General features: G+C 69.1%; 26 protein-coding genes. 15 read left to right on the top strand and 11 right to left on the bottom strand.

The window, feature by feature from the left end; translation table 11 throughout:
- Positions 1 to 216: 216 nt before the first annotated feature.
- Positions 217 to 351, bottom strand: coding sequence for a hypothetical protein (locus EDF27_RS20275; RefSeq protein WP_279433192.1), 135 nt, complete (start codon positions 349 to 351; stop codon positions 217 to 219).
- 364 nt (positions 352 to 715) lie between these two features.
- On the opposite strand from EDF27_RS20275, the gene EDF27_RS19960 reads away from it, so the two are divergent.
- From EDF27_RS19960 to EDF27_RS13780, 6 genes are all read left to right on the top strand, one after another.
- Entirely contained in the window at positions 716 to 901 is a 186-nt protein-coding gene (locus EDF27_RS19960) for a hypothetical protein (RefSeq protein WP_207909634.1), read from the top strand.
- Between the two features lie 94 nt (positions 902 to 995).
- Positions 996 to 1385, top strand: coding sequence for a MaoC/PaaZ C-terminal domain-containing protein (locus EDF27_RS19955; RefSeq protein WP_207909633.1), 390 nt, complete (start codon positions 996 to 998; stop codon positions 1383 to 1385).
- A 108-nt stretch (positions 1386 to 1493) separates the two neighbouring features.
- Positions 1494 to 2180: a DUF6338 family protein gene (locus EDF27_RS13795; RefSeq protein WP_279433191.1), complete on the top strand. Its 687-nt coding sequence runs from the start codon at positions 1494 to 1496 to the stop codon at positions 2178 to 2180.
- Positions 2177 to 2434: a hypothetical protein gene (locus EDF27_RS13790; RefSeq protein ID WP_132049380.1), complete on the top strand. Its 258-nt coding sequence runs from the start codon at positions 2177 to 2179 to the stop codon at positions 2432 to 2434. The genes EDF27_RS13795 and EDF27_RS13790 overlap by 4 nt, the downstream gene beginning before the upstream one ends.
- A 102-nt stretch (positions 2435 to 2536) precedes the next feature.
- Positions 2537 to 3181, top strand: coding sequence for a hypothetical protein (locus EDF27_RS13785; protein ID WP_132049378.1), 645 nt, complete (start codon positions 2537 to 2539; stop codon positions 3179 to 3181).
- Between the two features lie 69 nt (positions 3182 to 3250).
- Positions 3251 to 4096 (top strand): hypothetical protein, encoded by an 846-nt coding sequence (locus EDF27_RS13780; RefSeq protein WP_132049376.1) that lies wholly within the window; start codon positions 3251 to 3253, stop codon positions 4094 to 4096.
- Positions 4097 to 4226: 130 nt separating this feature from the next.
- Here the strand turns inward: EDF27_RS13780 and EDF27_RS13775 are convergent, their stop codons facing one another.
- From EDF27_RS13775 to murQ, 5 genes are all read right to left on the bottom strand, one after another.
- Positions 4227 to 4520, bottom strand: coding sequence for a hypothetical protein (locus EDF27_RS13775; protein ID WP_132049374.1), 294 nt, complete (start codon positions 4518 to 4520; stop codon positions 4227 to 4229).
- The gene (locus EDF27_RS13770) at positions 4517 to 4858 is read right to left on the bottom strand and encodes a hypothetical protein (protein ID WP_132049372.1); all 342 of its coding nucleotides are present in this window, start codon (positions 4856 to 4858) and stop codon (positions 4517 to 4519) included. The genes EDF27_RS13775 and EDF27_RS13770 overlap by 4 nt, the downstream gene beginning before the upstream one ends.
- Before the next feature lie 83 nt (positions 4859 to 4941).
- Entirely contained in the window at positions 4942 to 6306 is a 1365-nt protein-coding gene (locus EDF27_RS13765) for a MupG family TIM beta-alpha barrel fold protein (protein ID WP_132049370.1), read from the bottom strand.
- Entirely contained in the window at positions 6306 to 7871 is a 1566-nt protein-coding gene (locus EDF27_RS13760) for a PTS transporter subunit EIIC (RefSeq protein ID WP_132049368.1), read from the bottom strand. The genes EDF27_RS13765 and EDF27_RS13760 overlap by 1 nt, the downstream gene beginning before the upstream one ends.
- Before the next feature lie 41 nt (positions 7872 to 7912).
- Positions 7913 to 8653 carry an N-acetylmuramic acid 6-phosphate etherase gene (gene murQ, locus EDF27_RS13755; protein ID WP_132049366.1) on the bottom strand — a complete coding sequence of 247 codons (741 nt, stop codon included), beginning with the start codon at positions 8651 to 8653 and terminating at the stop codon, positions 7913 to 7915.
- Between the two features lie 164 nt (positions 8654 to 8817).
- On the opposite strand from murQ, the gene EDF27_RS13750 reads away from it, so the two are divergent.
- Positions 8818 to 9342, top strand: a complete 525-nt coding sequence (locus EDF27_RS13750; protein WP_132049364.1) for a GrpB family protein — start codon at positions 8818 to 8820, stop codon at positions 9340 to 9342.
- A gap of 9 nt (positions 9343 to 9351) precedes the next feature.
- Here the strand turns inward: EDF27_RS13750 and EDF27_RS13745 are convergent, their stop codons facing one another.
- Entirely contained in the window at positions 9352 to 9726 is a 375-nt protein-coding gene (locus EDF27_RS13745) for a hypothetical protein (RefSeq protein ID WP_132049362.1), read from the bottom strand.
- Positions 9727 to 10186: 460 nt separating this feature from the next.
- Between EDF27_RS13745 and EDF27_RS13740 the strand changes: the two genes are divergently transcribed.
- On the top strand, positions 10187 to 10573 hold the full coding sequence (locus tag EDF27_RS13740; protein ID WP_165931502.1) for a hypothetical protein: 387 nt from the start codon (positions 10187 to 10189) through the stop codon (positions 10571 to 10573).
- Positions 10570 to 10830: a DUF1653 domain-containing protein gene (locus tag EDF27_RS13735; protein ID WP_243698354.1), complete on the top strand. Its 261-nt coding sequence runs from the start codon at positions 10570 to 10572 to the stop codon at positions 10828 to 10830. The genes EDF27_RS13740 and EDF27_RS13735 overlap by 4 nt, the downstream gene beginning before the upstream one ends.
- Here the strand turns inward: EDF27_RS13735 and EDF27_RS19755 are convergent.
- Positions 10790 to 11185, bottom strand: a complete 396-nt coding sequence (locus EDF27_RS19755; protein WP_165931501.1) for a hypothetical protein — start codon at positions 11183 to 11185, stop codon at positions 10790 to 10792. The genes EDF27_RS13735 and EDF27_RS19755 overlap by 41 nt on opposite strands.
- Before the next feature lie 142 nt (positions 11186 to 11327).
- Between EDF27_RS19755 and EDF27_RS19750 the strand changes: the two genes are divergently transcribed.
- The 5 genes from EDF27_RS19750 to EDF27_RS13710 all read left to right on the top strand — a co-directional run bounded on the left by EDF27_RS19750 (position 11328) and on the right by EDF27_RS13710 (position 17113).
- Entirely contained in the window at positions 11328 to 11834 is a 507-nt protein-coding gene (locus EDF27_RS19750) for a GNAT family N-acetyltransferase (RefSeq protein ID WP_165931500.1), read from the top strand.
- A 49-nt stretch (positions 11835 to 11883) separates the two neighbouring features.
- Positions 11884 to 15339, top strand: coding sequence for a TM0106 family RecB-like putative nuclease (locus EDF27_RS13725; RefSeq protein WP_132049356.1), 3456 nt, complete (start codon positions 11884 to 11886; stop codon positions 15337 to 15339).
- 50 nt (positions 15340 to 15389) lie between these two features.
- Positions 15390 to 15764, top strand: a complete 375-nt coding sequence (locus EDF27_RS13720) for a PH domain-containing protein (RefSeq protein ID WP_132049354.1) — start codon at positions 15390 to 15392, stop codon at positions 15762 to 15764.
- A gap of 169 nt (positions 15765 to 15933) precedes the next feature.
- Positions 15934 to 16269: a DUF4190 domain-containing protein gene (locus EDF27_RS13715; protein ID WP_132049352.1), complete on the top strand. Its 336-nt coding sequence runs from the start codon at positions 15934 to 15936 to the stop codon at positions 16267 to 16269.
- A 79-nt stretch (positions 16270 to 16348) separates the two neighbouring features.
- A complete protein-coding gene (locus EDF27_RS13710) occupies positions 16349 to 17113 on the top strand; it encodes a nuclease-related domain-containing protein (protein ID WP_132049350.1) in 765 nt (254 codons plus the stop codon).
- A gap of 204 nt (positions 17114 to 17317) precedes the next feature.
- Here the strand turns inward: EDF27_RS13710 and EDF27_RS13705 are convergent, their stop codons facing one another.
- The 3 genes from EDF27_RS13705 to EDF27_RS13695 form a co-directional block, all read right to left on the bottom strand.
- The gene (locus tag EDF27_RS13705) at positions 17318 to 17974 is read right to left on the bottom strand and encodes a GPP34 family phosphoprotein (RefSeq protein ID WP_132049349.1); all 657 of its coding nucleotides are present in this window, start codon (positions 17972 to 17974) and stop codon (positions 17318 to 17320) included.
- 65 nt (positions 17975 to 18039) lie between these two features.
- A complete protein-coding gene (locus EDF27_RS13700) occupies positions 18040 to 18828 on the bottom strand; it encodes an SDR family oxidoreductase (protein WP_123704462.1) in 789 nt (262 codons plus the stop codon).
- Between the two features lie 40 nt (positions 18829 to 18868).
- Complete coding sequence (locus tag EDF27_RS13695; protein ID WP_132049347.1) at positions 18869 to 19588, bottom strand: HNH endonuclease family protein; 720 nt, start codon at positions 19586 to 19588, stop codon at positions 18869 to 18871.
- A 79-nt stretch (positions 19589 to 19667) separates the two neighbouring features.
- On the opposite strand from EDF27_RS13695, the gene EDF27_RS13690 reads away from it, so the two are divergent.
- The gene (locus EDF27_RS13690) at positions 19668 to 20447 is read left to right on the top strand and encodes an aldo/keto reductase (protein ID WP_207909631.1); all 780 of its coding nucleotides are present in this window, start codon (positions 19668 to 19670) and stop codon (positions 20445 to 20447) included.
- Positions 20448 to 20457 lie beyond the last annotated feature (10 nt).

The following is a 20457-nucleotide window of genomic DNA, read 5'->3' as shown; positions in this document are numbered from 1 at the left end:
TGCCGGATCGGCGCCCGGTGGCGTTCAGCAGGCCAGGCAAGAGTCGAGCCCACGAGCAGAGCGCGAGTTCAGTTCTCGCACCCCAGGAGAGGTTAGGTCAGCGTGACTCCTTGGCTGTCGGCGCCTCTCTGGTTGGCCATGTCGCGCCTCCACCGTTATCGAACTTGGCCGGGGGAGTGAGGCCGCGAAGCAGGACGTTCGTGTTGAGGACCGCCCTCACAGATCGGCGGCCTGCCCGGCCCGGCGTGCCTCTTCGACGAGGTCGGCCAGTTCCGGACTCGACAACGCAGCGAGCACCTCGAGCGCCTGCTCGCGATTGCGCGTCCAGCGGGCGTCGTCGGTGACGGGCATCGCTGACTTCGTCGTGACGCGACCCATCGCTGCGGACGCCGCGGGCTTACGCTGCGCTACGGTGCCGGACGGCGCAACGGTCCGCGACCTTTTCGCGCTGTTGCGGAGTCGGCTGGCCATATGGGCACTCTAGGCGAGCAGCAACGAGGAGCACCGAAAAGTCTTCGCGAGCAGCAACGAGGAGCACCGAAAAGTCTTCGCGAGTGTGTCGTGACGTCGTCCGCCTAGGATTCCGTCATGGACACGAACCCAGGCGCCATGTCGCCGAAGGACGCCTACGACGAGCAGGTCGCGGAGGAAGAGCTCGAGTGGCTCGGCGAGGGTGCCCGCCTCGAGATGCTCAGCAACGACTGAATCGGCCGTTGTGACGATCTACGCGCCGCGAGACCTTGCCCGTGAGCTCGGCTACACCGATGAGGCGAGGCCCGGACTCGTCGTGCGGGAGTACCTCAGGGAGCGGTACCCGGAGCACCCGAGACATCAGCGCAGGGTGCTCGACGAGCAGCAGGCCGACGACGTGCGAGCGAAAGTGCCACGCGCGGACGCATGAACCTCGTCGCTCGATCGGGGACCCTCAGCTGCCAACACACGCTTTGTGGGAATCGCGCAGAACGTCGCGACTGGGTGCGCGCCACCCTTGGGGTGTGAGCGACTTTGAGCGTCCCGTGTCCGACCGGTACTTCGAGGACTACACGCCGGGCATCGATGTCACGTACGGTGCCGAGCAGGTGCTCGAGAGCGACGTGCTGCGGTTCGCGCGTGAGTTCGATCCGCAGACGATCCACACGGATCCGGAGGCGGCAGACGGCGGGCCGTTCGGTGGGCTGATCGCGTCGGGCTGGCACACGGCATCTCTGATGATGCAGATCTTCGCGACCGAGATTCTCAATGACCGGGCGAGCCTCGCTTCGCCAGGCGTCGACGAGCTGCTTAGCGCGACTTCTTTGCTGCCGGCGCGGGCTTCACGGGCGTGGCGGCAGGACGGGGCGCGGGGCGGAACTGCATCTGAGCCGGCTGCATGCCGTGCTCGATGACCCGACCCTTCATGTTGTCGGACTTCACCCAACGACCGCTGCTCTGGTTCGCCATGTCGCACCTCCTTCCAGCATTATTGCTTGCGGAGGGGTGAATTGCCTACATCAGTGCTGGGGGTCGCGTTCTATGTGTTCGCGCTGTTCCCGGGCGTCGCGTTCATCTTCGCGCGAGAGGGTCATCAGCCAGCCGCGAAGCGGTCCGTCCTCCGCGAGACGGCGGCACTCGTGTTCGTCAGCGCGATCTGCGACGCGGTGGTCGCGCTCGGCCTGGCCCTCGTCGCCAGCTCCTCGGGCTGGGTCCGGTCGCACCTGGATCAGCTGTTCGCGGGTGACCTGTCGTGGGCACGCGACCACCTGTTGCCGTCGGTGGCGATCGTGGTCTTGGCGGCTGCTGCCGCCACGGTGCTCGGCTACCTGTTCGGCACCAAGTGGATGCACGACCACGGCCTGAAGTGGCTCTGGAAGTCAGCGGTCCCACGCGACACGTCTGCATGGAAGTCGCTGCTCGACCCGGACGAACAAGTCATCGTCGAAGTGACGCTCGTGCTCAGGAGCGGCGCGTGGGTGACGGGCACGATGTACTCGTTCGACAACGATCCCGATCCACACCCGCACAGGTCGATCGTCCTCACGCAGCCGACATACCGGGCGCCTGGCGCAGCAGAGGACTCTGACCCCACTACGCTCGGTGACTACTTCGTCGTCGAGGCCGGTGAGATCGAGGTGCTCCAGGTTGTCCATCGGACCCCGTCTCAGGAAGAGATTGAGGCGGCGGCAACCTCGACGGACGCATGAATCAGCAGGACCTCCTCCACGCGGTGTGCGACGAGGAGCTCATGGGCGGCGTGTGGATGCGGCCGCCGTCGAGCGACGTCTGGTCGCTCGTGATTTGGCTCGCAGCCGACGGCCGGCACGTCGCGATGACGGAGGAGCGCGCCTCGGTCGAGGACGGCTCCGAGCTTGTGACGGACGACGAGTCCGAGGCACTGGACAACCACCTCGAGCGGCTGCGGGCGCTGAGCGCGCTCATTCGCGACGGGCTGCTGTAGCTAACGGCAGCAGCGGTCCGATGTTGAACAGGCAGATCATCGCTCCGAAGAACGCCATGATCACCGCGACAGGGCGTCAGTGCCCCAATCTATGATTCGCTCGTGGGGATGTCGGAGGAGGACGCCAGGCTGCACGCAAAGTTCGTGCACGAGGGCGAGCGTCGCTTCATCTACGCCGCGAGGCGGGACGGCGCACCGGGGTTGGTGCTGCTGCCCGAGGGTGAGGCGCAGAGCAGGCGGTCGGAGACCAAGCGGGCGCTGACGTGCCCCGTGACCGGCTGCGCGACGCCGGAACTCACCACGGTCGACCGTAGCAAGGCAGACCGGCGAGACGGCTACCGGCACTTGGCGAAGGGCGTCGATCACGGCGCCGAGCGGATGCATCACGTTCTCGCGAAGGGGCTGCTCGCGCGGTGGGCGCGGTGGGCGATGCCGGGGGCAGTCGCGATCGAGGAGCATCCCTCGAACGACGTGCGAGAGAGGATCGCCGATGTGCTCGTGACGCTGGCGGACGGCACTCGGTTCGCGCTCGAGGTGCAGTACTCCGGCCTCAGCATCGACGCCTGGCGGGAACGCCACGAGTCGTACCGGCGACAGGGCACCGTCGACGTGTGGCTCTTCGGTCATGCCGGCGAGCAGTCCCGGTGGCGCGACGGGATCATGCGGCTCAACGCGACGCAGCGGGAGATCGCGGCGTCCGGGGCGCCGGTGCTGTGGATCAACCCGCTCACGGACCAGGTCGCCTAGGCGACGAGCAGAGCTTGGTCGAACGGTGCTAGGACGATCCTGGCGCAGGACGAGGGCGAGCTCCGGGTCGTGCCGCTGAGGCAGTGGCGCCTCCTGCCGGAGGGGATGCTCATACGAGAGCTCGTCGCTCTGAAGAAAGCCACCGCTGAGCATCTGGCCTGGGAGGCAGCGGAGGCCGCGCGCCGCGCCGCCGAAGAGGCCGCCCGTCAAGCCCGGCGAGACCAGATCGTGGCGGCACGTGAGCGCGACCATGATGCGTGGTTGACAGGCACGGAGCGGGCCGCGGCGCTGTCGGTGCTCGGGGAGTGGCCTGCGTGGCTGACCGGCGAGGATCCGAAAGGAGCCCGTGTGTCCGGCGAGCGATGGCGATGGTTCCTGTGGTTCGAGGTGATCCGACCATTGACAGCCGATGAGAACGTCCGTTCGGACGACGTTCTCGCGAACCTCGTGGAACGCTTCGGCAGCGCTGTCGGGCCGGTCACTCCTACGCCTGTACCGGGATCTTTGAGGGAGGCGGTCATTGCGATGTTGAACGCGATGAAGCGGACGAGTCTGGTGTCGAGGCATGAGCAGAAGCGCTACGGCAAGAAGCACTTCTGGTTCACGAGAGGGAGTGTCCACGAGCCGCTGACGCCGGATCAGCAGGCGGAGATCACGCGGCAGGCCTCGGAGCGCGAGGCAGCGCTGCGGGACCAGCGAGCCGCCGGCCGGAGCACTCAGGGCGCCGATTACCGCCGAGGACCTGGGAGCAGTGCAGGAGGCGGGTACCGGAGGTCATTCTCAGGGCCGCCATCGACGTCGTCTGCTCCGCAGGCTCGGAAGCCGGGGGAGGGGATCTGCTCGCGTTGCGGGGTCCCGGTCGCTGCATTCCTGGTTGAACAGGGCCTGCTCGCCCATCCGGTCTGCATGAGATGACGGGACAGCCCGTCGAACTGATGCGGCCGACGATTATCCCCTGGGCGGGGATAATCGGGGATAGAGAGACAGACTGCCGGATCGAACGACCGATTGCCCGCGGACCGGGGATCGCGACTTGGCTCGTGACCTACGCGACCAGCTCGGCGACCTTCGCCAGCGTCGCCACGAACTTCTCCCTCGCGCCGGCCTGCGCGAACGACTGCCCGGCCGGGTGCACAGTGCGGAGCACGCGGTAGCGATCGCCGATGTGCAGATCGAGGTGGGCGTCCCAGCCCTCCTGCGCCTTCTGGCCCGAGAGCACGATCACGCGAAGGTCGGGCAGCAGCTCGAGCAGCCCCCGCAGCTCGATCGAGCCCTGCGCGAGATCGGCTGGCGAAGGCTTCACCGACGCTCGGCCGAGCACCCACGGCACGATGTTCACGCGAGCACGTGGTCGTGAAGGCCCACCTGGTTCCGCGTCTCCCAGGCGTTCTTCGCCGTTGGGTCCTCGTTGTCGAGCGAGATGAAGCCTGAGCCGCCCCACTCCAGGACGGTCTTCCGCCCAGGGGCGTCGAGCAGCAGCAGCGCGCGTGCCTTGACGCCGGCCTCCGCCGGATCGAAGTGCGGCAGTACGATGTCGGGCTTCCGAGCGCGACGTCGGTCCTCGACATCTCGGGTCCATGCCTCCGGGGGCAGCGTGCGCTCGGCGGTCGCGAGCATCGCCATGCGGTAGGCGATGAGATCGGGATCGCGGAAGCCGCGCGGGGCGTTGAGGAACATGCCGCGAGCGTAGCGAGAGCGAGTGATGCTCGGCCTCGCTCGATGGAATTCGCTCAGAGTTCCGCGATGGGAGTTCCGCAGACTCATGCGGCGTCGACTGCTTGCCCAAGCCGCCGCATTCGCGCAGCGTCGAGTGCTGCCGCAACATCATCGAGGTCATCCTCGAACAGGTCGGTATAGGTGTCGAGAGTCATGGCCGCCGAGGCGTGCCCAAGCATGCGCTGCAGCGCCTTGACGTTCGCGCCGGCGCTGATCGCGAGTGACGCAGCTGTATGCCGGAGGTCGTGTGGCGTAATCCACGGGAAGAGAGGCGGCGTCTTCTGCCCTCGAAGCTTGGCCTCGGATACCGCCGCAGCGCTCGTGGCCTGCATCCGCTTCACTGCGCCGACGAACCACCCGCGCCGGGAGTCCCCCGGGCGCATGTGCTCATAGCCGTTGCCCCACACGAGGTCGTCGGACGCCTTGCCCGCACAAGTAGCTTCGAACGCTGCGTCGAGGAACGAAGGGTAGGCGACCGAGCGACGCTCATGAGACTTTGGGGTGCCGACCACGATCTTCCCGTTCACGCTGACGGCGTTTTCTTCGACGAGGACCCGTCGAAGCTCGCGATCGACGTGTTTGACTCGGAGACCAGTCGCCTCGCCCCAGCGCAGGCCGGTGTAAGCCAAGAACCGGATGAGGTCCGGGTACTTGGACGTCGATGCGAGTTGCTCCACCTGCTCGTGTGAGAGGTATGCGTGCTTGCCCTTGAGCTTCTTGGGAAGTCGGATCTCGAGCGCCGGGTTGAACATGAGACGACGGTCCTTGACCGCCCCGTCGAGGATCTTCTTGAGGACGCCGTGCACGCGTCGAACCTGGTTTGCGCTGTACCGCGTAGTGAGGTCCGAAATCCACCCCTGGATCTCGGTGTGCGCCAACGATCCCACGGGCCTGTCACCCCATTTCGGCTCGACGTGTATCCGCCAGGACGACTCCTCCGAGTGGAACTGCGACGCCTTCACCGTCGGCTTGTACGCCTCGATCCATTGAACGCCGAGCATGCCGACCGTTAGCTTGCCGGCGCTCGGAGCGATGTACGGCTCGAGGTCAGCGGCCTGCAGCGTGCTCGCGTTGAGCGCGATCGGCAGCACCGCGGCGATCGAACGGATCTCGGCGACGGAGAACCCGAAGTCGATCCGAACCCGCGCCACCCCGATCGACCGCAGGAACCCCCACGGCGAATCACCGAGCAACCGAGCGGAGTTGGGGGAGACGTCGGCCACGACCGCCAGGCCCGACGAAGTGGCTGCCGAGACGTTCGCGGCCGCCGCGGCACGAGCCTTATCGGCGGAGTCCTCGGGGATGTGCAACGAGGTGAACGCGAGCGTCGCACCCGCCTCCGCCGCGGCCGAGAAGGTCGGACCCGCCAACGAAGCGTGCGCCAGGTACGCGCTCGCGCCCAACCGCATCAGCGCGAAGCCCCCGCCCGAGCGGAACCAGCAGCCGAGCCGGCACCGGCACCGGCCGCAGGAGCACCCGCGGCACCGGCTGCAGGAGGCGCATCGATTGCATCAGCAGGCACGGCCGACGACACCAGGTCGAGCGGCGCACCCGGAGCAGACTGCTCTTCGAGGTCAGCCTCGACCGACGCGGACACCCCGAACAACAGCGTCGCCACGAAGCCGACGACGTACGCCACGACGAGCCCCGATCCGTACCCGAGCAGCGCCCATCCGTACCCGGACGACCCGTTCAGCAGCGGCAGGAGCGACAGGTCCGAGGCCCCGATGGCGATCGCCCCGACGGAGTGCCCGAGCTGATCGAACAGCCCGACGACACCGCCGCCGAACGCCCCACCGATGCAGGCCGTGATGAAGGGCCGACCGAGGGGGAGCGTCACACCGTAGATGCTGGGCTCGCCGACGCCGAGGAGCCCGGCGGGCAGTGCGCCACGGATGGTCCGCGAGAGCGCCTCGTTGCGACGGAAGCGCATCCACAGCGCGAGCGCGGCGCCGATCTGCCCGGCACCGCCCATCGCGAGCACGGGCAGCAGCACGGTCCATCCGGTCTGGTCGATCAGGGTGGTGTGGATCGGGGTGAGGGCCTGGTGCATGCCGGTCATGACGAGCGGCAGGAAGAACCCGCCCAGGACGAACCCGGCGAATGCGCCCCCGTTGGCGAGCAGCCACGTGGCAGCGGCACCGATCGCGACCGAGACGACCCCGGCGACCGACATCAGGATGCCCAGGGTGACCGACCCCGCGACGAGCACCGTGACGGTCGGCACGACGATGAGCGCGATGACGTCCGGCGTGTGCCGCCGCATGAAGCGCTCGACCAGCGCGGCGAGGATGCCGCCGGCCAGTGCGCCGAGTACACCGCCCTGCCCGGGAGCGAGCGTCTGCCCGAACACCGTCACGTTGGCGACCCCGGCCGCGACGACGATCGCACCGACGGCGCCACCGAGGATGGGCGTGCCGCCGAACTCCTTCGCGGCGTTCATCCCGACGAAGACGGCGAGCAGGGACAGGAACCCGGACGACAGCACGCCGAGGAACGGCGTCACACCGGGCAGCCACCCCAGGTTCGTCAGGATGCCGTTGATCCCGGCGATCAGACCGCACGCGATCAGCGCGGGGATGAGCGGGATGAAGATCGCGGAGATCTTCCGGATGGCACGCATGGTGCGGCCATCGGCACGGGACCGCGCAGTCGCTTTGATCGACGCCCCGCGCGCAGCGAGCTCGTCAGGCGAGGCCCCACCAGCCGCAGCCGGCGGGACGGACGCGCGCAGAGCCTCCAGGTCGACGGCCACGCGGTCGACGAGACCCGGGCCGAGCACGATCTGCAGGTTCGAGCCGGCCGCGATGGCGGCCATCACACCGTCGGTGGACTTGAGCTCGTCGAGCGCGACGGCGTCGGTCGAGACGACCTCGACCCGCAGCCGGGTCATGCAGTTCTCGACGTCGGCGATGTTGCCGGAGCCTCCGACGGTGTCGAGGATCCGCTGTGCGAGTTGCTGTGCATCGGTCATTGATGGTGCTCCTCGGGGGAAGGAAACGGAGTGGTGCAGGTTCAGAGGACGGCTCGGAGGGAGCCGGAGGCATCGGCGAGACGCTGGCGGACGGTGTCCGCGGAGGCGCCGGTGAGGATCACCGCGATGGCGGTCTTCACCTCGCCGTCGCTCTCCGCCAGGGCAGCGGAGACCGACGCATCAGAGGCCCCGGTCACGTCCTGCACGAGCGTGAACGCCCGGGCGACGAGCTTGGCGTTCGTGGCACGCACGTCGACCATGCGGTTGCCGTACGTCTTGTTGCTGCGCACCATCGCGAGCGTGGTGAGCATGTTGAGGACGAGCTTCTGCGCGGTCCCCGCCTTGAGGCGGGTGGACCCGGCGATGAACTCCGGGCCGACGACGACGTCGATGGCGATGTCGGCGTGCCGCCCCGCGGCCGAACCCGCGTTGCACGCGACCGAGACCGACAAGGCGGAGCGGCGGCGGGCCTCCCGGATGGCGGCGATCACGTAGGGCGTCCTGCCGGACGCGCTGATCCCGACGACCACGTCGTCCTGGGTCAGGCCGAGCGCGTCGAGGTCGCGGACCGCGGCTGCTTCGTCGTCCTCCGCACCCTCGACGGCGGTCGTCAACGCGACCTGGCCACCGGCGATCAGTCCGACGACCTGGGACGGGTCGGTGCCGAAGGTGGGCGGGCACTCGCTGGCATCGAGGACGCCCAGTCGGCCCGGCGTGCCGGCGCCGACGTAGACGAGTCTGCCGCCGCGCGCGAACGCTGCGGCGATCGCGAGCTGGCTCATCCGGCTGCTCATCGCGGCGGGACGGGGCGGAGCGGAGGTGGGACGGAGTGGTTTCGCACAACCGAAAGCACTCCGAACCGCGCCATTGCGTGGTGCGGAGTGTTTTCGGTTGTGCGGCGGCGGTAGAGCCGGGCACAGCCGCGGCTGGCGATAGGCTCCGGGCGATGGTCGAGCTCGTGGAACACCGTGCCGAGTGGGCGGAGGACTTCCGCTCGGAGGCCGCTCGCGTCACACGTGCGCTGGGCAGTGGCGTCACCGCGATCGAGCACATCGGAAGCACCGCCGTCCCGGGACTCCTCGCGAAGCCGGTCATCGACCTCGCCGCGCGTGCCGCAGCCGGGGTCGACCCGTTCGCCATCGGGTCGCTCCTGGAGGGGGTCGGGTATGTGCGGCACTCGAACGGGCCGAAGAACCACGGCGTGTACGTCCGGAGCTCGTCAGGCGCGCGGACCCACATCCTGCACGTGTTCGCCGCGGATGCGTGGGAGCACTGCAACCAGCGGCTCTTCCGAGATGCACTGCTGCGGGACCCGGTCGCTCGGCAGCGGTACGCCGAGCTGAAGCGCTCGCTCTCCGGCCTCGACGACGGACGGGACTACACCGCGGGCAAGCTCGACCTCGTCGAGGAGGTCCTCAACACCGGGCGTGCACGGCGGGGCCTCGGGCCGACGTCGGCGTGGGACAAGTGAGGATTCCCGTCAGGACAGCACCGCGCGGCGCGTTCGATCCGTCACGAAGACGGCTTCCAGTCCAGGTGCCGGCAGGACCGCGTCAACGAGACGCGTGCTCCCGGCGACGATGACCGACCGGTCGTAGAAGTCGGAGACGACACTCCAACTCCGGCTCATCGGAAGCCACCGAGTCGGTCCGCGACCGACCTGCTTGGTCAGCCTCGGGATCGCACCGAGTCGCGAGAGGACGAGCCACATCTCGCGGTCGTCGGGTGGCAGGAAGTCGAGGTGGGCGTTTGGTGGTGCAACGGTGTCGCCGTACCCAGACCACCAGCCGAGGACGACCTGTTCGTCACGAGCGACGCCCGATCTGACGAGGACGTCGATCAGGACCGAGGCCACCTCGGAGGGGACGTCGCCCGAGCACAGTTGAGACCCGAGGATCGCGCTCGCTCCTCTGGCCAAGCGGTGTCGGGGTCGGCGGTGCGGTGGCGAAGGCCTGCGACCACGTCCGTGCGTCCGGGCTCTCACTCGTCACCGGGGAGGACGGTTCGCCTCGCGCTCGTCATGAACTGTTCGTCTCCTGATCGCAACGGCCGTGAAACCAGAAATGTCAGGCACTGATCAACAGTACAGGTGATGACGACGAACACCACGAGGAAGCAATCCGTGATGATTGGCTCCGTCCAGCCGATGCGGCAGATCGCACCGGACCGCTGGGTAGCGGTGTGACGCGATGCCCGTGATGTCCTGTGAAGCTTTTCTCGTGTGGCGCGGGGGTGCCCTCGTGGCGGAGCCGACCGGCGGCCTCCCTCTGTTGTACGAGGGGAGTCCACCCTCGCGGTGGTGGGCCACGGTGGACGTGAGCCTCGGGACAGTTCCGTCCGATCTGCCGTTCTGCGTCGAAGTGGACGTTCCGTCTGAGCTGCCCGACGAGGGAGAGATCGGACGAGTCCGTCGAGTACTAAGTCCGGCGACACCGAAGAAGTTCCGCGATGCACCGCCATCAAGCGGCGACATCGACAGGGCCTTCGCGCTGCTCGAGCGCGTCCCCGAGGACTGGTTGCTGTACGAGACGCGCGTCGGTGCGTTGCCCGGGCTCGGGTGGGACGCGTTCGTCGGAACACTCCTCCGGGTCCCCGAGCAGACGATCAGCGCGGTCCTCGGCGGCGACTGGCGTGCGATCATCCGGATCGAGCCGTGGCTCCGGTCGGCCGACGATCCGGGAACTCGTAGCATCGAGGCGTGAGCAGCGACGTGACGCCCGGCCGGTACCGCCACTTCAAGGGCGGCGAGTACGAGGTGCTGCTCGTCGCGCGCGACACCGAGACCGAAGAACAGGTGGTCGTGTACCAGGCGCTCTACGGCGAACGCGGCCACTGGGTCCGCTCGCTCGCCGACTTCAGCGCACACGTCTCCCGCGACGGGTACGAGGGCCCGCGCTTCGTGCCGACGGGACCCGACGTCAGCGCGACCGACCCCGAGCGGCGTCGATCGCCGCGATGACCGTCGGGACGCCCCAGACGAGGAAGCGCGGCCGGGCACCGGACCGCATCACGACCTCGATCTGCCGCGACAGGCCCCGGGAAGCGTTCCGTACCTCGACGATCTGATCCAGCGGGATCCCGAACTCGGCACGGATGAAGTTCAGCCGGTGCGCGTGGAACCACAGCGCTGTCGACGTCAGGGTCAGACGACCGCCGATGCCCTCCATGCCGCGAGTGCCGAACATGCCGCGCGCCACCCCGCCGGGAGGCTCGAACGCCTCGACGTCGAGCTCCACGCGCCGGTACGCAGCGACGTTGATGAAGCACGTCGCGTTCTTGCGGAGCAGCACGGTGCTCGAGTCCCTGTCGGTCATTGCGTCGACGCTACCGGTGGACGGGTGCTCTGCCGCGCCGCCGAACCGCAGCGAACCCGCTCCCGTAAGTTCGAGCGATGACCTCCGTTTCGCCGGCCGTGATCTCGCTCCTGGCGTTCGCGCCGGCGGTGGCGTCGCTCAGATGACGCACTCGGTTCGTGACCTGCAGCCGGACGACGTCGACGCCCTGCAGGAACTGCTCGAGTCCTTCCCGGCGTACGCCGAACGGATCACCGGCTACCCGCCCGGCCCCGCCGATGCACTCTCCGCGCTGATCTCCGTGCCGCCCGGGTTCGACCCGGCGGGCAAGCGGAGCATCGGACTCTGGGACGACGAGGAGCTGGTCGCGTTCGCAGACGTGCTGCTCGGCTACCCCGACCCGGAGACCGCGTACATCGGGCTGCTGATCGTGCACGGCGCCCACCAGGGCAAGGGCCTCGGCCGGCGACTGCACGACGCGGTACTCGACCGGGTGCGACAGGAGACCGGCGCCTCCCGGATCCGCCTCGGCATCGTCGAGCGCAACGCCGACTGGGCCGCGCCGTTCTGGACCACCCTCGGCTACGAGCCCACCGGAGAGACGAAGCCGTACCGCTACGACAAGCTCGAGAGCACCGTCACCATGTGGGAGCGACCGACGGCCGGCTGAGGGTACGACGGCCGACGGCGGTGTCGGCCCCCGCCCCTAGGGTGAAGCCGTGCAGATCACCTCCGAGGGCCGGGCGCTCCTCAGCCCCAGCGACCTCACCACGTGGGCGTCGTGCGAGTGGGCGTTCCTGCGCCGCCTCGACGCCAAGCTCGGCCGCGGAGCAGCCCTGCCGGACGAGCACGACGACATGCTCGACCGCACGGCGAAGCTCGGGGACCAGCACGAGCTCGACTACCTCGAGATCCTCAAGACGACCCACGACGTCGTGGAGTTCGACCGCCCGGCGCCCCCGCAGTACCCGGAGGCAGCAGCGGCAGCACTGGACGCCATGAGGAACGGCGCGGACGTCCTCTACCAGCCGACGTTCTTCGCACCGCCGACACCGGACAGCGCGGGCTTCATCGGCTTCGCGGACTTCATCATCCGCAACGCTGCGGGGGAGTACGAGGTCTACGACACCAAGCTCGCCCGCCACGCCAAGATCAGCGCACTCCTGCAGCTCGCCGCCTACGCCGAGCAGATGCAGGCGCACGGCATCCCGACGGGGCAGCAGGTCCACCTGGTCCTCGGCGACCGCACGACGACCACGCACGACCTGGCCGACATCGCGCCGGTGTACCGCACGCAGCGAACGGAACTGCGAAGGGTGATCGAAGAACGGCTGCGCGCAGACGAACCCCTCGCCTGGGGCGACCCGCGCTACGCCAGTTGCGGCCGGTGCAGCGCCTGCCAGCAGCAGGTGGAGCAGCACCGCGACCTGGTCCTCGTCGCCGGGATGCGCCTCGACCAGCGTACGAAGCTGATCCGGCAGGGTGTCCTGACGATCGACGACCTGGCGGTCCGCACCGCACCGGTGCCCACCATGGCGAAGTCGACGCTGGACCGACTCGTTCGTCAGGCGAGCCTCCAGATCGACTCGGAGCACGCGCGTGACCACCGCCCGCGCTTCGAGGTCCTGGACCCGTCAGCCCTGGACGCGATCCCGGTGCCGGACGCAGGCGACGTCTTCTTCGACTTCGAGGGCGACCCGCTCCACACCGAGGACGGCGTGCACTGGGGACTCGACTACCTCTTCGGTCTGGTCGACGACCGGGCCGACTTCACGGCGTTCTGGGCCCACACGATCCGCGACGAACGCCAGGCGCTCGTGGACTTCCTCGCGTTCATCGCGGAGCGTCGCGCGCAGTACCCGGGCATGCACATCTACCACTACGCGGCGTACGAGCGGACGCACCTGCTCTCGCTCGCCGCCCGCCACGGGGTCGGCGAAGAGGCGGTCGACGACCTCCTCCGCGCGGGCGTCCTGGTCGACCTGTACCCGATCGTCCGCAAGGCGCTGGTCGTCGGCAGCCACAGCTACTCGATCAAGAAGCTCGAGCCGCTGTACATGGGCGAGGACCTCCGCCTCAGCGATGTCACGAACGCCGCGGACAGCATCACCGCCTACGTCGAGGCGATCGAGGAACTCCGGAACGGTGACCCCGCCGCAGGGCAGCGGATGCTCGACCAGGTCGCGGACTACAACGCCTACGACTGCCGCTCGACCCTGCGCCTCCGCGACTGGCTCCGCTCGCTGCGCCCGCCGTCGACGGACGCGCCGGCCGAGCTCGACCTGCCGCCGATCCCCGTCGAGCGCGAGCCGAACCCGGTGTACGTCGCGCTCGCGGAGCACCTCGAGGGCGTGGTCGCGCTCGACCGCACCCCCGACGAGACGGCGCTGGCGCTCGCCGCAGCCGCGATCGACTACCACCGGCGCGAGGCCAAGACCTTCTGGCAGGACCACTTCGACCGCCTCCGCAACCCCCTCGACGAGTGGGCGGACACCCGCGACGTGCTGGTCGTGGAGCGCGCGTCCGTTGAGCGTGACTGGGACACCCTGCCTCGTGCCCGTTCGCAGTCCCGAGAACTCCGGTTGTCGGGGACGCTCGCGCCCGGCAGTCGTCTCCGGCCGGGAGGCTCGCCCCACCTCGTCTACGACACCCCGCCTCCGCCATCGGTCGGCTCTCCGGGCCCCGGGTCGAAGGGCGCGACGGATCGCGCTCAGATCATCGACGTGCGGGACAACGGGGAGGCGACGGAGGTCCTGCTCCTCGAACGGCTGCCCGTCGGTGGGGAACCCCACCACGAGTTCCCGGTCGCGCTCGCGCCGTCGTCCCCGCCGCGGGCGAAGCCGCAGCCCGAGGCCATCGCCGAGTGGGGCGCGTCCGTCCTCGACGCGCTGCCGTCGATGCTGCCGGACCCCGCGCTCGACCTGCTCCGGCGGGTGCCGCCACGGGGAACGCTCACTCCGGTCGTCGGCGACGACACCGTCACCGCCGTGGTCACGACGCTGCTCGGGCTCGACCGGTCGTACCTGGCGATCCAGGGCCCTCCCGGCACGGGCAAGACCTACGTCGGCTCGAACGTCGTCGCGCGGCTCGTCCGGGAGTACGGCTGGCGGGTCGGTGTCGTCGGGCAGTCGCATGCCACGTCGGAGAACTTCCTCGACGCGGTCATCGCGGCCGGGGTGCCCGCGGACCGGGTCGTGAAGCAGCCGAAGTCCGGCGCCGATCCCGAGGAGGTCGAGGCAGCGGCGTGGACCCCCGTGAAGAACGGTGCGGCGATCGCGGCGTTCCTCGCCTCGTGCGAGCAGAGCGGCACCGGGGGCGTCGTCGGCGGGACGGCGTGGACGTTCGCGAACGAGTCCACGATCGAGCGGCGGTCCCTCGACCTGCTCGTCGTGGACGAGGCCGGGCAGTTCTCGCTCGCGCCGACGATCGCCTCGTCGATCGCGGCCTCGCGGCTGCTGCTCCTCGGGGACCCGCAGCAGCTGCCCCAGGTGTCGCAGGGGTCGCACCCGGAGCCCGTGGACGAGTCCGCGCTCGGGTGGCTGGCGGACGGCGAGCACGTGCTGCCGCCGGAGTTCGGGTACTTCCTCGCACGCACGCGGCGGATGGAGCCCGCGCTGACGGCGTCCGTGTCGGGGCTGTCCTACAACGGGCAGTTGACGTCCATGGCGTCGGGGCGGCACCTCGAGGGCGTCGAGCCCGGCGTGCACCCGGTGCCCGTCGTGCACGCGGGCAACACGACCTCCTCGCTCGAGGAAGCGCAGCGCGTCGTGGTCCTCGCGCAGGACATCGTCGGGCGCACCTGGACGGACGGCGACACCGTGCGGCAGCTCACGGACGAGGACGTCATCGTCGTCGCGCCGTACAACGCGCAGGGTGCGGTGATCCGGCAGGAACTCGACCGGGCCGGGCTGACCGGCACGCAGGTCGGGACGGTGGACCTGTTCCAGGGGCGCGAGGCCGTCGTGTCCATCGTCTCGCTCGCAGCGTCCTCGGCGGCGGACATCCCGCGCGGACTCGACTTCCTCCTGATGCCGAACCGCCTGAACGTGGCGCTCTCGCGGGCGAAGTGGGCGGCGTACCTCGTGCACTCGCCGGCGCTCACCACGGCGCTGCCGCCGTCGATCCCCGGCCTGGCCTTGCTCTCCCGCTTCATCGAGCTCGTCGAGCCCCGCTGACGCCCGGACGGGGACATGTCGTCTGAGGCCCACACTCATAATCTTGAGCTGTGATCGATTTCAGCAACGGCTCCGTCTTCAAGCTCTCGCAGTGCGACCCCGGGGAGATCGCCCCGCAGGTCTCAGCACTGCTCCTCGACGGTGAACAGATCCTCCTCGCCGCGAAGACCATCCGTGACTTCGTCGTGTTCACCGACAAGCGGATCATCGCGGTGAACGTGCAGGGCATGACCGGCAAGAAGCGTGACTTCACGTCGCTTCCCTACGGCAAGATCCAGGCCTTCTCCGTCGAGACGGCAGGCACGTTCGATCTCGACGCGGAACTCGAGCTGTGGTTCAGCGGGCTCGGGAAGGTGAAGCTCGAGTTCAAGGGCCGGTTCGACATCACCTACCTCGGCAAGCTCATCGCACACCACGTCCTCTGAGCACCGGGGAATGCAGCGAATGACCGAACCGACCGAAGGATGGGACGCGCCCTCTCCCGAACCCCTGCCAGGTGAATCGCGCCCGCACTGGCCGTCGTCGACGAACCACCACGGGTCGCTGGATGCCCGCGCACCCGGCTCGGTGAACGGCCCCAACGGAGCGCCGAACATGGTTTCGATCAACGGCGTCCCGATGCACCAGACGCCGTGGGGCTTCGTGCCTCTGGTCGCTGTGGCACGGACTCCCACGAACGGGCTCGCGGTCGCCGGGATGGTCCTCGGGATCGTCGGCGCCGGCACGTCGTTCACCATCCTGTTCACGTGGCTCCTCGCCGCACCCTTGGCGGTGCTCGGCCTCGTCTTCGGCGTCGTCGGACTTCGGCGAGCTCCGTCCCGAGGGAACAAAGGTCGCGGCCAGGCCATCACGGCGATCGTGCTCTGCGGCATCCCGGTCGCGATCTTCGCGCTGTTCATGCTGGCGGCGCTCGTCGGCGCCAACGACTGACGTGGAACGGCACACGACGACCGGTCCGCGCGGTGGCACGCCCCTGACGCTCCGTGCGCGGAGGCCCGGATACGCGGTGATGCAGCAATGCCTCGTCATCCAGGCCGACGGACCGCCGCGATCCGGGTGGGCGCGGTTCTGGGGCCGGCATCCGCTCCGCCCCGAGGCGGAATCTTGGTTCAAAGGTGCGCAGGGCGAGCGGCAAGTAGCCGCGCAGTTGGACATGCTGGGCTCGGAGTACACGGTCTTGCACGCGGTCCCGGTCGGCGCAGGTGATGGCGACATCGACCACGTCGTCGTGGGGCCGACGGGGGTCTTCTCGATCAACACCAAGAACCATGCGGACCGATCTGTCTGGGTCGGCGGACACACGCTCGTCATCAGCGGGCGAAAGCTCCCGCATGTCCAGAAGTCGCTGAAGGAGGGAGCGAAGGCAAGTCAGCTCCTCTCCGCCGCCGCTGGCGGTCCGATCCGGGTCCAGCCGCTTCTGGTCATCGAGTCCGCGCGCCTGAAGTTCGGCGACAAGGTGCCTGCAGTCCCCGTCCTTCGCCCGCACGAGGTCGCCCGGCACGTCAATTCGCAACCGCGGGTCCACTCGGATGCGGCCGTTCGGTATCTCTCGATGCTTGCCGAAGAGCGGGGAACGTGGCACGTGGACGCTGTCGTGATCAACGACACGCTGCGACACGTGCAGCGGTTCGAACGGCTCGAACGGGAGATCACCGCCGCCGCACGTCAGCGACGGTTCATGCGGAAGGCTGTTGCGGTCGCGATCCTGGCGGTGCCGGCGGGAGCGCTGCTCGGGTACTGGTGGGCGGTGGCCGTCAGCTCGATCCAGCAGTAATTCAGCGCTATGGCCGATCCAGTCCTCGGGAGCCGGGTTGCGGGTACCGGATCGGCCAAAACACAGAACGAACTCGTCCTTCCGACGGGTTCTGACGAATCCGGTCACTGCATGAAGGAACCGAATTCGTCACACCGGAGAAGGAAAACGTGCTCCAGACAGCGGCCCCCGCACCACCGTCGAACAGCGCCGGGCGCCGGGTGTTCAGCTCGTCGAGGCCGTCGTCGCGGTCGTGGCGGCGACGATGGCCATCACGGCGGCCATCTGGATCTCCTCCAGGACAGCCTTGACCGCCGGCGACGCCCAGTTGCCGGACGTGATCTCACGCACCAGGGCCTTGTCGACCTTGCCGAACTGCTTCCGCAGGGTGTTCGTGGCATCGAGCAGCGCGATCACCGCGGCGGTGGAGGGCGTCGGCGCGGAACGAGTCGCGAGGACGTCGGCGATCGAGGACCGGAGCAGCGCCTCGGGGCCGCCGTCCCGCTCCGGGTACGCGGTCGAGGGGAAGATGCCGAGCGTCTTCCGCTGCTCCTCGCTCAGGAGCCCGCCGGCGACCAGCGAGGCGAAGACGTCGTCGCGGAGCTGGCGCTTGCCGAGCCGCGAGACCCACCACTTCGCCTTGCGGGGCGCTCCGGCCGCCGCGATCGTGCCGAGGACGCCGTCGAGTACGGGGTCGCCCGTGGTCGATCCGTCGACGACGCGGACGTCCTTGCCCTCGAGCGAGACGGCACCGCGCAGGGCGAGGTCCGCCAGGACCGCGCCGGCGAGGCCGGGGTCGAACGTCTGCGCGTCCGTTGCCCGGCGCCCGTCGGCGTCGGTCAGGAGGAGTGCGAAGGCCTGGGGGACGGTGAGCTCAGCCATGTCCGAATCGTTCCACGCGGGGCGGAGTCGGGTCGAGCCTCCAGGCCGATGCCCAGCCGACCGTCTCAGTAGGCGGCGGACTGCCCGCCGTCGATCGGGACGACCGTCGCGTTGACGTAGCTGGCGTCGTCGGAGAGCAGGAACGCGACCACCGCGGCGATCTCGGGGGCCTCGCCGTAGCGCTTCGCGGGGTTCACCTGGATGAACTCCTCGGCGGCCTTGCGCGGGTTCTCCGGGTCGAGCTGCTTCATCGAGTTCTCGACCATCGGGGTCCAGATCGCGCCGGGGGCGATGGCGTTGATGCGGATGCCGTGGCGGCCGTACTCGATCGCAGAGTTGCGGGTGAGGCCCACGACGCCGTGCTTGGCGGCCGCGTAGCCCGACTGGTTGCCGATGCCGCGGATGCCGCCGACGCTGGCGGTGTTGACGACCATGCCGGAGCCCTGCTCGCGCATCACCTTGAGGACCTTCTCGAGGCCGAGGAACACGCCACGGAGGTTGATCGACACGACCTTGTCGAACTCGGCGGCGGTGAAGGACTCCGTCGGGTTCTGCTTGCCCTCGATGCCGGCGTTGTTGAAGAAGCCGTCGATGCGGCCGAAGCGCTCCGTGGTCGCGGTGACGTAGGCGTCGACCTGGGCCTCGTCGGAGACGTCGGCGACGGTGGTGAGCACCTCCGCGTCGGGAGCAGCGTCGTGCACGGCGGCGACGGACGCCTCGAGCCCCTGCTCGGAGACGTCGACGAGGGAGAGCTTCGCGCCCTCGGTGGCGAGTCGGACGGCCGTGGCGCGGCCGAGTCCGGAGCCGCCGCCGGTGATGAGGACGACACGGTCGGTGAAACGGGAAGAAGACATGGTTTTTAGGCTACACCTGTCGTTTTGGTGCGTTGTCTGGTCAGCAGGCCGCGAGGATGCGCTCGATGGCGTCGCGCTCCGCGGGCACGACCCACAGGCGGTACTTCGTCTTCACCGTGACCTGGTGCTCGACGTAGGTGCACCGGAAGGGCGTGCTCGCGGGGAGCCACGTCGCGGCGTCGCCGGATCGCTTCTGCGCGTTCGAGTGCTGGTCGACGGCGAAGAGGTTCTCCGGGTCGTTCGCCAGGGCCTCGCGTTCGTCCTGGCTGAGCTGCTGCGCGCCCGTCGTCCAGGCGTTCTCGAGCGCGACGACGTGGTCGATCTGCACCAGGGTGGACGTCGTGTTCCCGCGGACGAAGTCGATCGTCTGCGCGGTGTACGGCGAGACGAGCTCACCCGACATCACCCTGCAGGGGCCGCTCCGCACGAGGTCGGTGAGGTCCCGCGCCAGGACGTCGTTCCGGGTGTCGCAACCGTTCCGGTCGACGTCGAGCCAGGCGCTGCCGAAGTCCCCGGTGCGGTCGTACCCGGTCGCCGGCGCCCTCCCCTTGACGGGCAGCGCGGCGAGCAGCGCACGGGCCTGCGCTGCGTCCGTCGTCGCCGTCGCGGAGGCATCCGGACTGGAGGCTCGCGTCGGCTCCGGCGCGTCGGCATCCGTCGTGGTCGTGGTGCCGTGCAGCGCGTAGCCGGCCACGGCGATCACGACGAGGATCAGGGTGGAGGACAGGGTGATGCGGGTGCGGCGTCGGCGGGACGTCATGCGGGATGGTGCTCCTGTTGCTCGGTGGTCCACCCGATCCTGGCGGACTCCTCCGACATCGCCGCGTAGACACGAGTGCATGACCGACTACGCAGAACCGTCCGTGCCGGTGACCGGGGGAGCGATGCCGCTCCTCGGGTTCGGCACCTGGCAGATCGACGACGCCGATGCACCCGCAGCCGTGGGCGCCGCACTCGAGGCGGGCTACCGCCACATCGACACCGCCACGGGGTACTCGAACCAGCGCGGCGTGGGGAAGGCGATCGCGTCCTCCGGGCTCGACCGCGACGACGTCTTCGTGACGACGAAGCTCCCGCCGGACAACGCCGACCGTGTCCGGGAGACCATCGAGGAGAGCCTGGAGCAGCTCGGGCTCGACCACCTCGACCTGTGGCTCGTGCACTGGCCGCCGAACGGGGAGGCCCGACCGGACGTCTGGCAGCAGCTCGTGCAGGCGCAGCAGGACGGCCTGACGAAGGCGATCGGCGTCAGCAACTACTCGCTCGCGCAGATCGACGAGCTCATCGAGGCGACCGGGGTCACGCCCGCCGTGAACCAGGTCAAGTGGAGCCCGGTCGAGTTCGACGCGGCGTTCGCCGACGGACTCCGCGAGCGTGGTGTCGTCCTCGAGGGCTACAGCCCCTTCAAGGCGAGCAACCTCGACGACCCGACGCTGGTGTCCATCGCCGAGGCGCACGACGTCGACGCCGCCCAGGTCATCGTCGCGTGGCACGTGGCGCACGGCTTCGTGGTGATCCCGAAGTCCTCGAACCCGGAGCGCATCCGGTCGAACGCCGCCGGCGCGACCGTGACGCTCTCCGACGACGAGGTCACCCGGATCGACGCCCTCGGGCACTGACCCGCGCACA

The sequence above is a fragment of the Curtobacterium sp. PhB136 genome (assembly GCF_004346855.1).
Classification (GTDB): Bacteria; Actinomycetota; Actinomycetes; order Actinomycetales; family Microbacteriaceae; genus Curtobacterium.
This window is presented reverse-complemented; position numbering and strand designations above follow the sequence as displayed.

Coding starts and splice junctions, on each gene's coding strand:
- murQ (WP_132049366.1), bottom strand. CDS start 8,653: ATGAGCCAGCTCGCGATCGCCGCAGCGTTCGCGCGCGGCGGCAGACTC.
- EDF27_RS19755 (WP_165931501.1), bottom strand. CDS start 11,185: ATGACCGACAGGGACTCGAGCACCGTGCTGCTCCGCAAGAACGCGACG.
- EDF27_RS13770 (WP_132049372.1), bottom strand. CDS start 4,858: ATGTTCCTCAACGCCCCGCGCGGCTTCCGCGATCCCGATCTCATCGCC.
- EDF27_RS13790 (WP_132049380.1), top strand. CDS start 2,177: ATGAATCAGCAGGACCTCCTCCACGCGGTGTGCGACGAGGAGCTCATG.
- EDF27_RS13705 (WP_132049349.1), bottom strand. CDS start 17,974: ATGGCTGAGCTCACCGTCCCCCAGGCCTTCGCACTCCTCCTGACCGAC.
- EDF27_RS13765 (WP_132049370.1), bottom strand. CDS start 6,306: ATGCGGTTGGGCGCGAGCGCGTACCTGGCGCACGCTTCGTTGGCGGGT.
- EDF27_RS19750 (WP_165931500.1), top strand. CDS start 11,328: ATGACGCACTCGGTTCGTGACCTGCAGCCGGACGACGTCGACGCCCTG.
- EDF27_RS13750 (WP_132049364.1), top strand. CDS start 8,818: ATGGTCGAGCTCGTGGAACACCGTGCCGAGTGGGCGGAGGACTTCCGC.
- EDF27_RS13710 (WP_132049350.1), top strand. CDS start 16,349: ATGCAGCAATGCCTCGTCATCCAGGCCGACGGACCGCCGCGATCCGGG.
- EDF27_RS13760 (WP_132049368.1), bottom strand. CDS start 7,871: ATGACCGATGCACAGCAACTCGCACAGCGGATCCTCGACACCGTCGGA.
- EDF27_RS20275 (WP_279433192.1), bottom strand. CDS start 351: ATGCCCGTCACCGACGACGCCCGCTGGACGCGCAATCGCGAGCAGGCG.
- EDF27_RS13700 (WP_123704462.1), bottom strand. CDS start 18,828: ATGTCTTCTTCCCGTTTCACCGACCGTGTCGTCCTCATCACCGGCGGC.
- EDF27_RS13690 (WP_207909631.1), top strand. CDS start 19,668: ATGACCGACTACGCAGAACCGTCCGTGCCGGTGACCGGGGGAGCGATG.
- EDF27_RS13695 (WP_132049347.1), bottom strand. CDS start 19,588: ATGACGTCCCGCCGACGCCGCACCCGCATCACCCTGTCCTCCACCCTG.
- EDF27_RS13715 (WP_132049352.1), top strand. CDS start 15,934: ATGGTTTCGATCAACGGCGTCCCGATGCACCAGACGCCGTGGGGCTTC.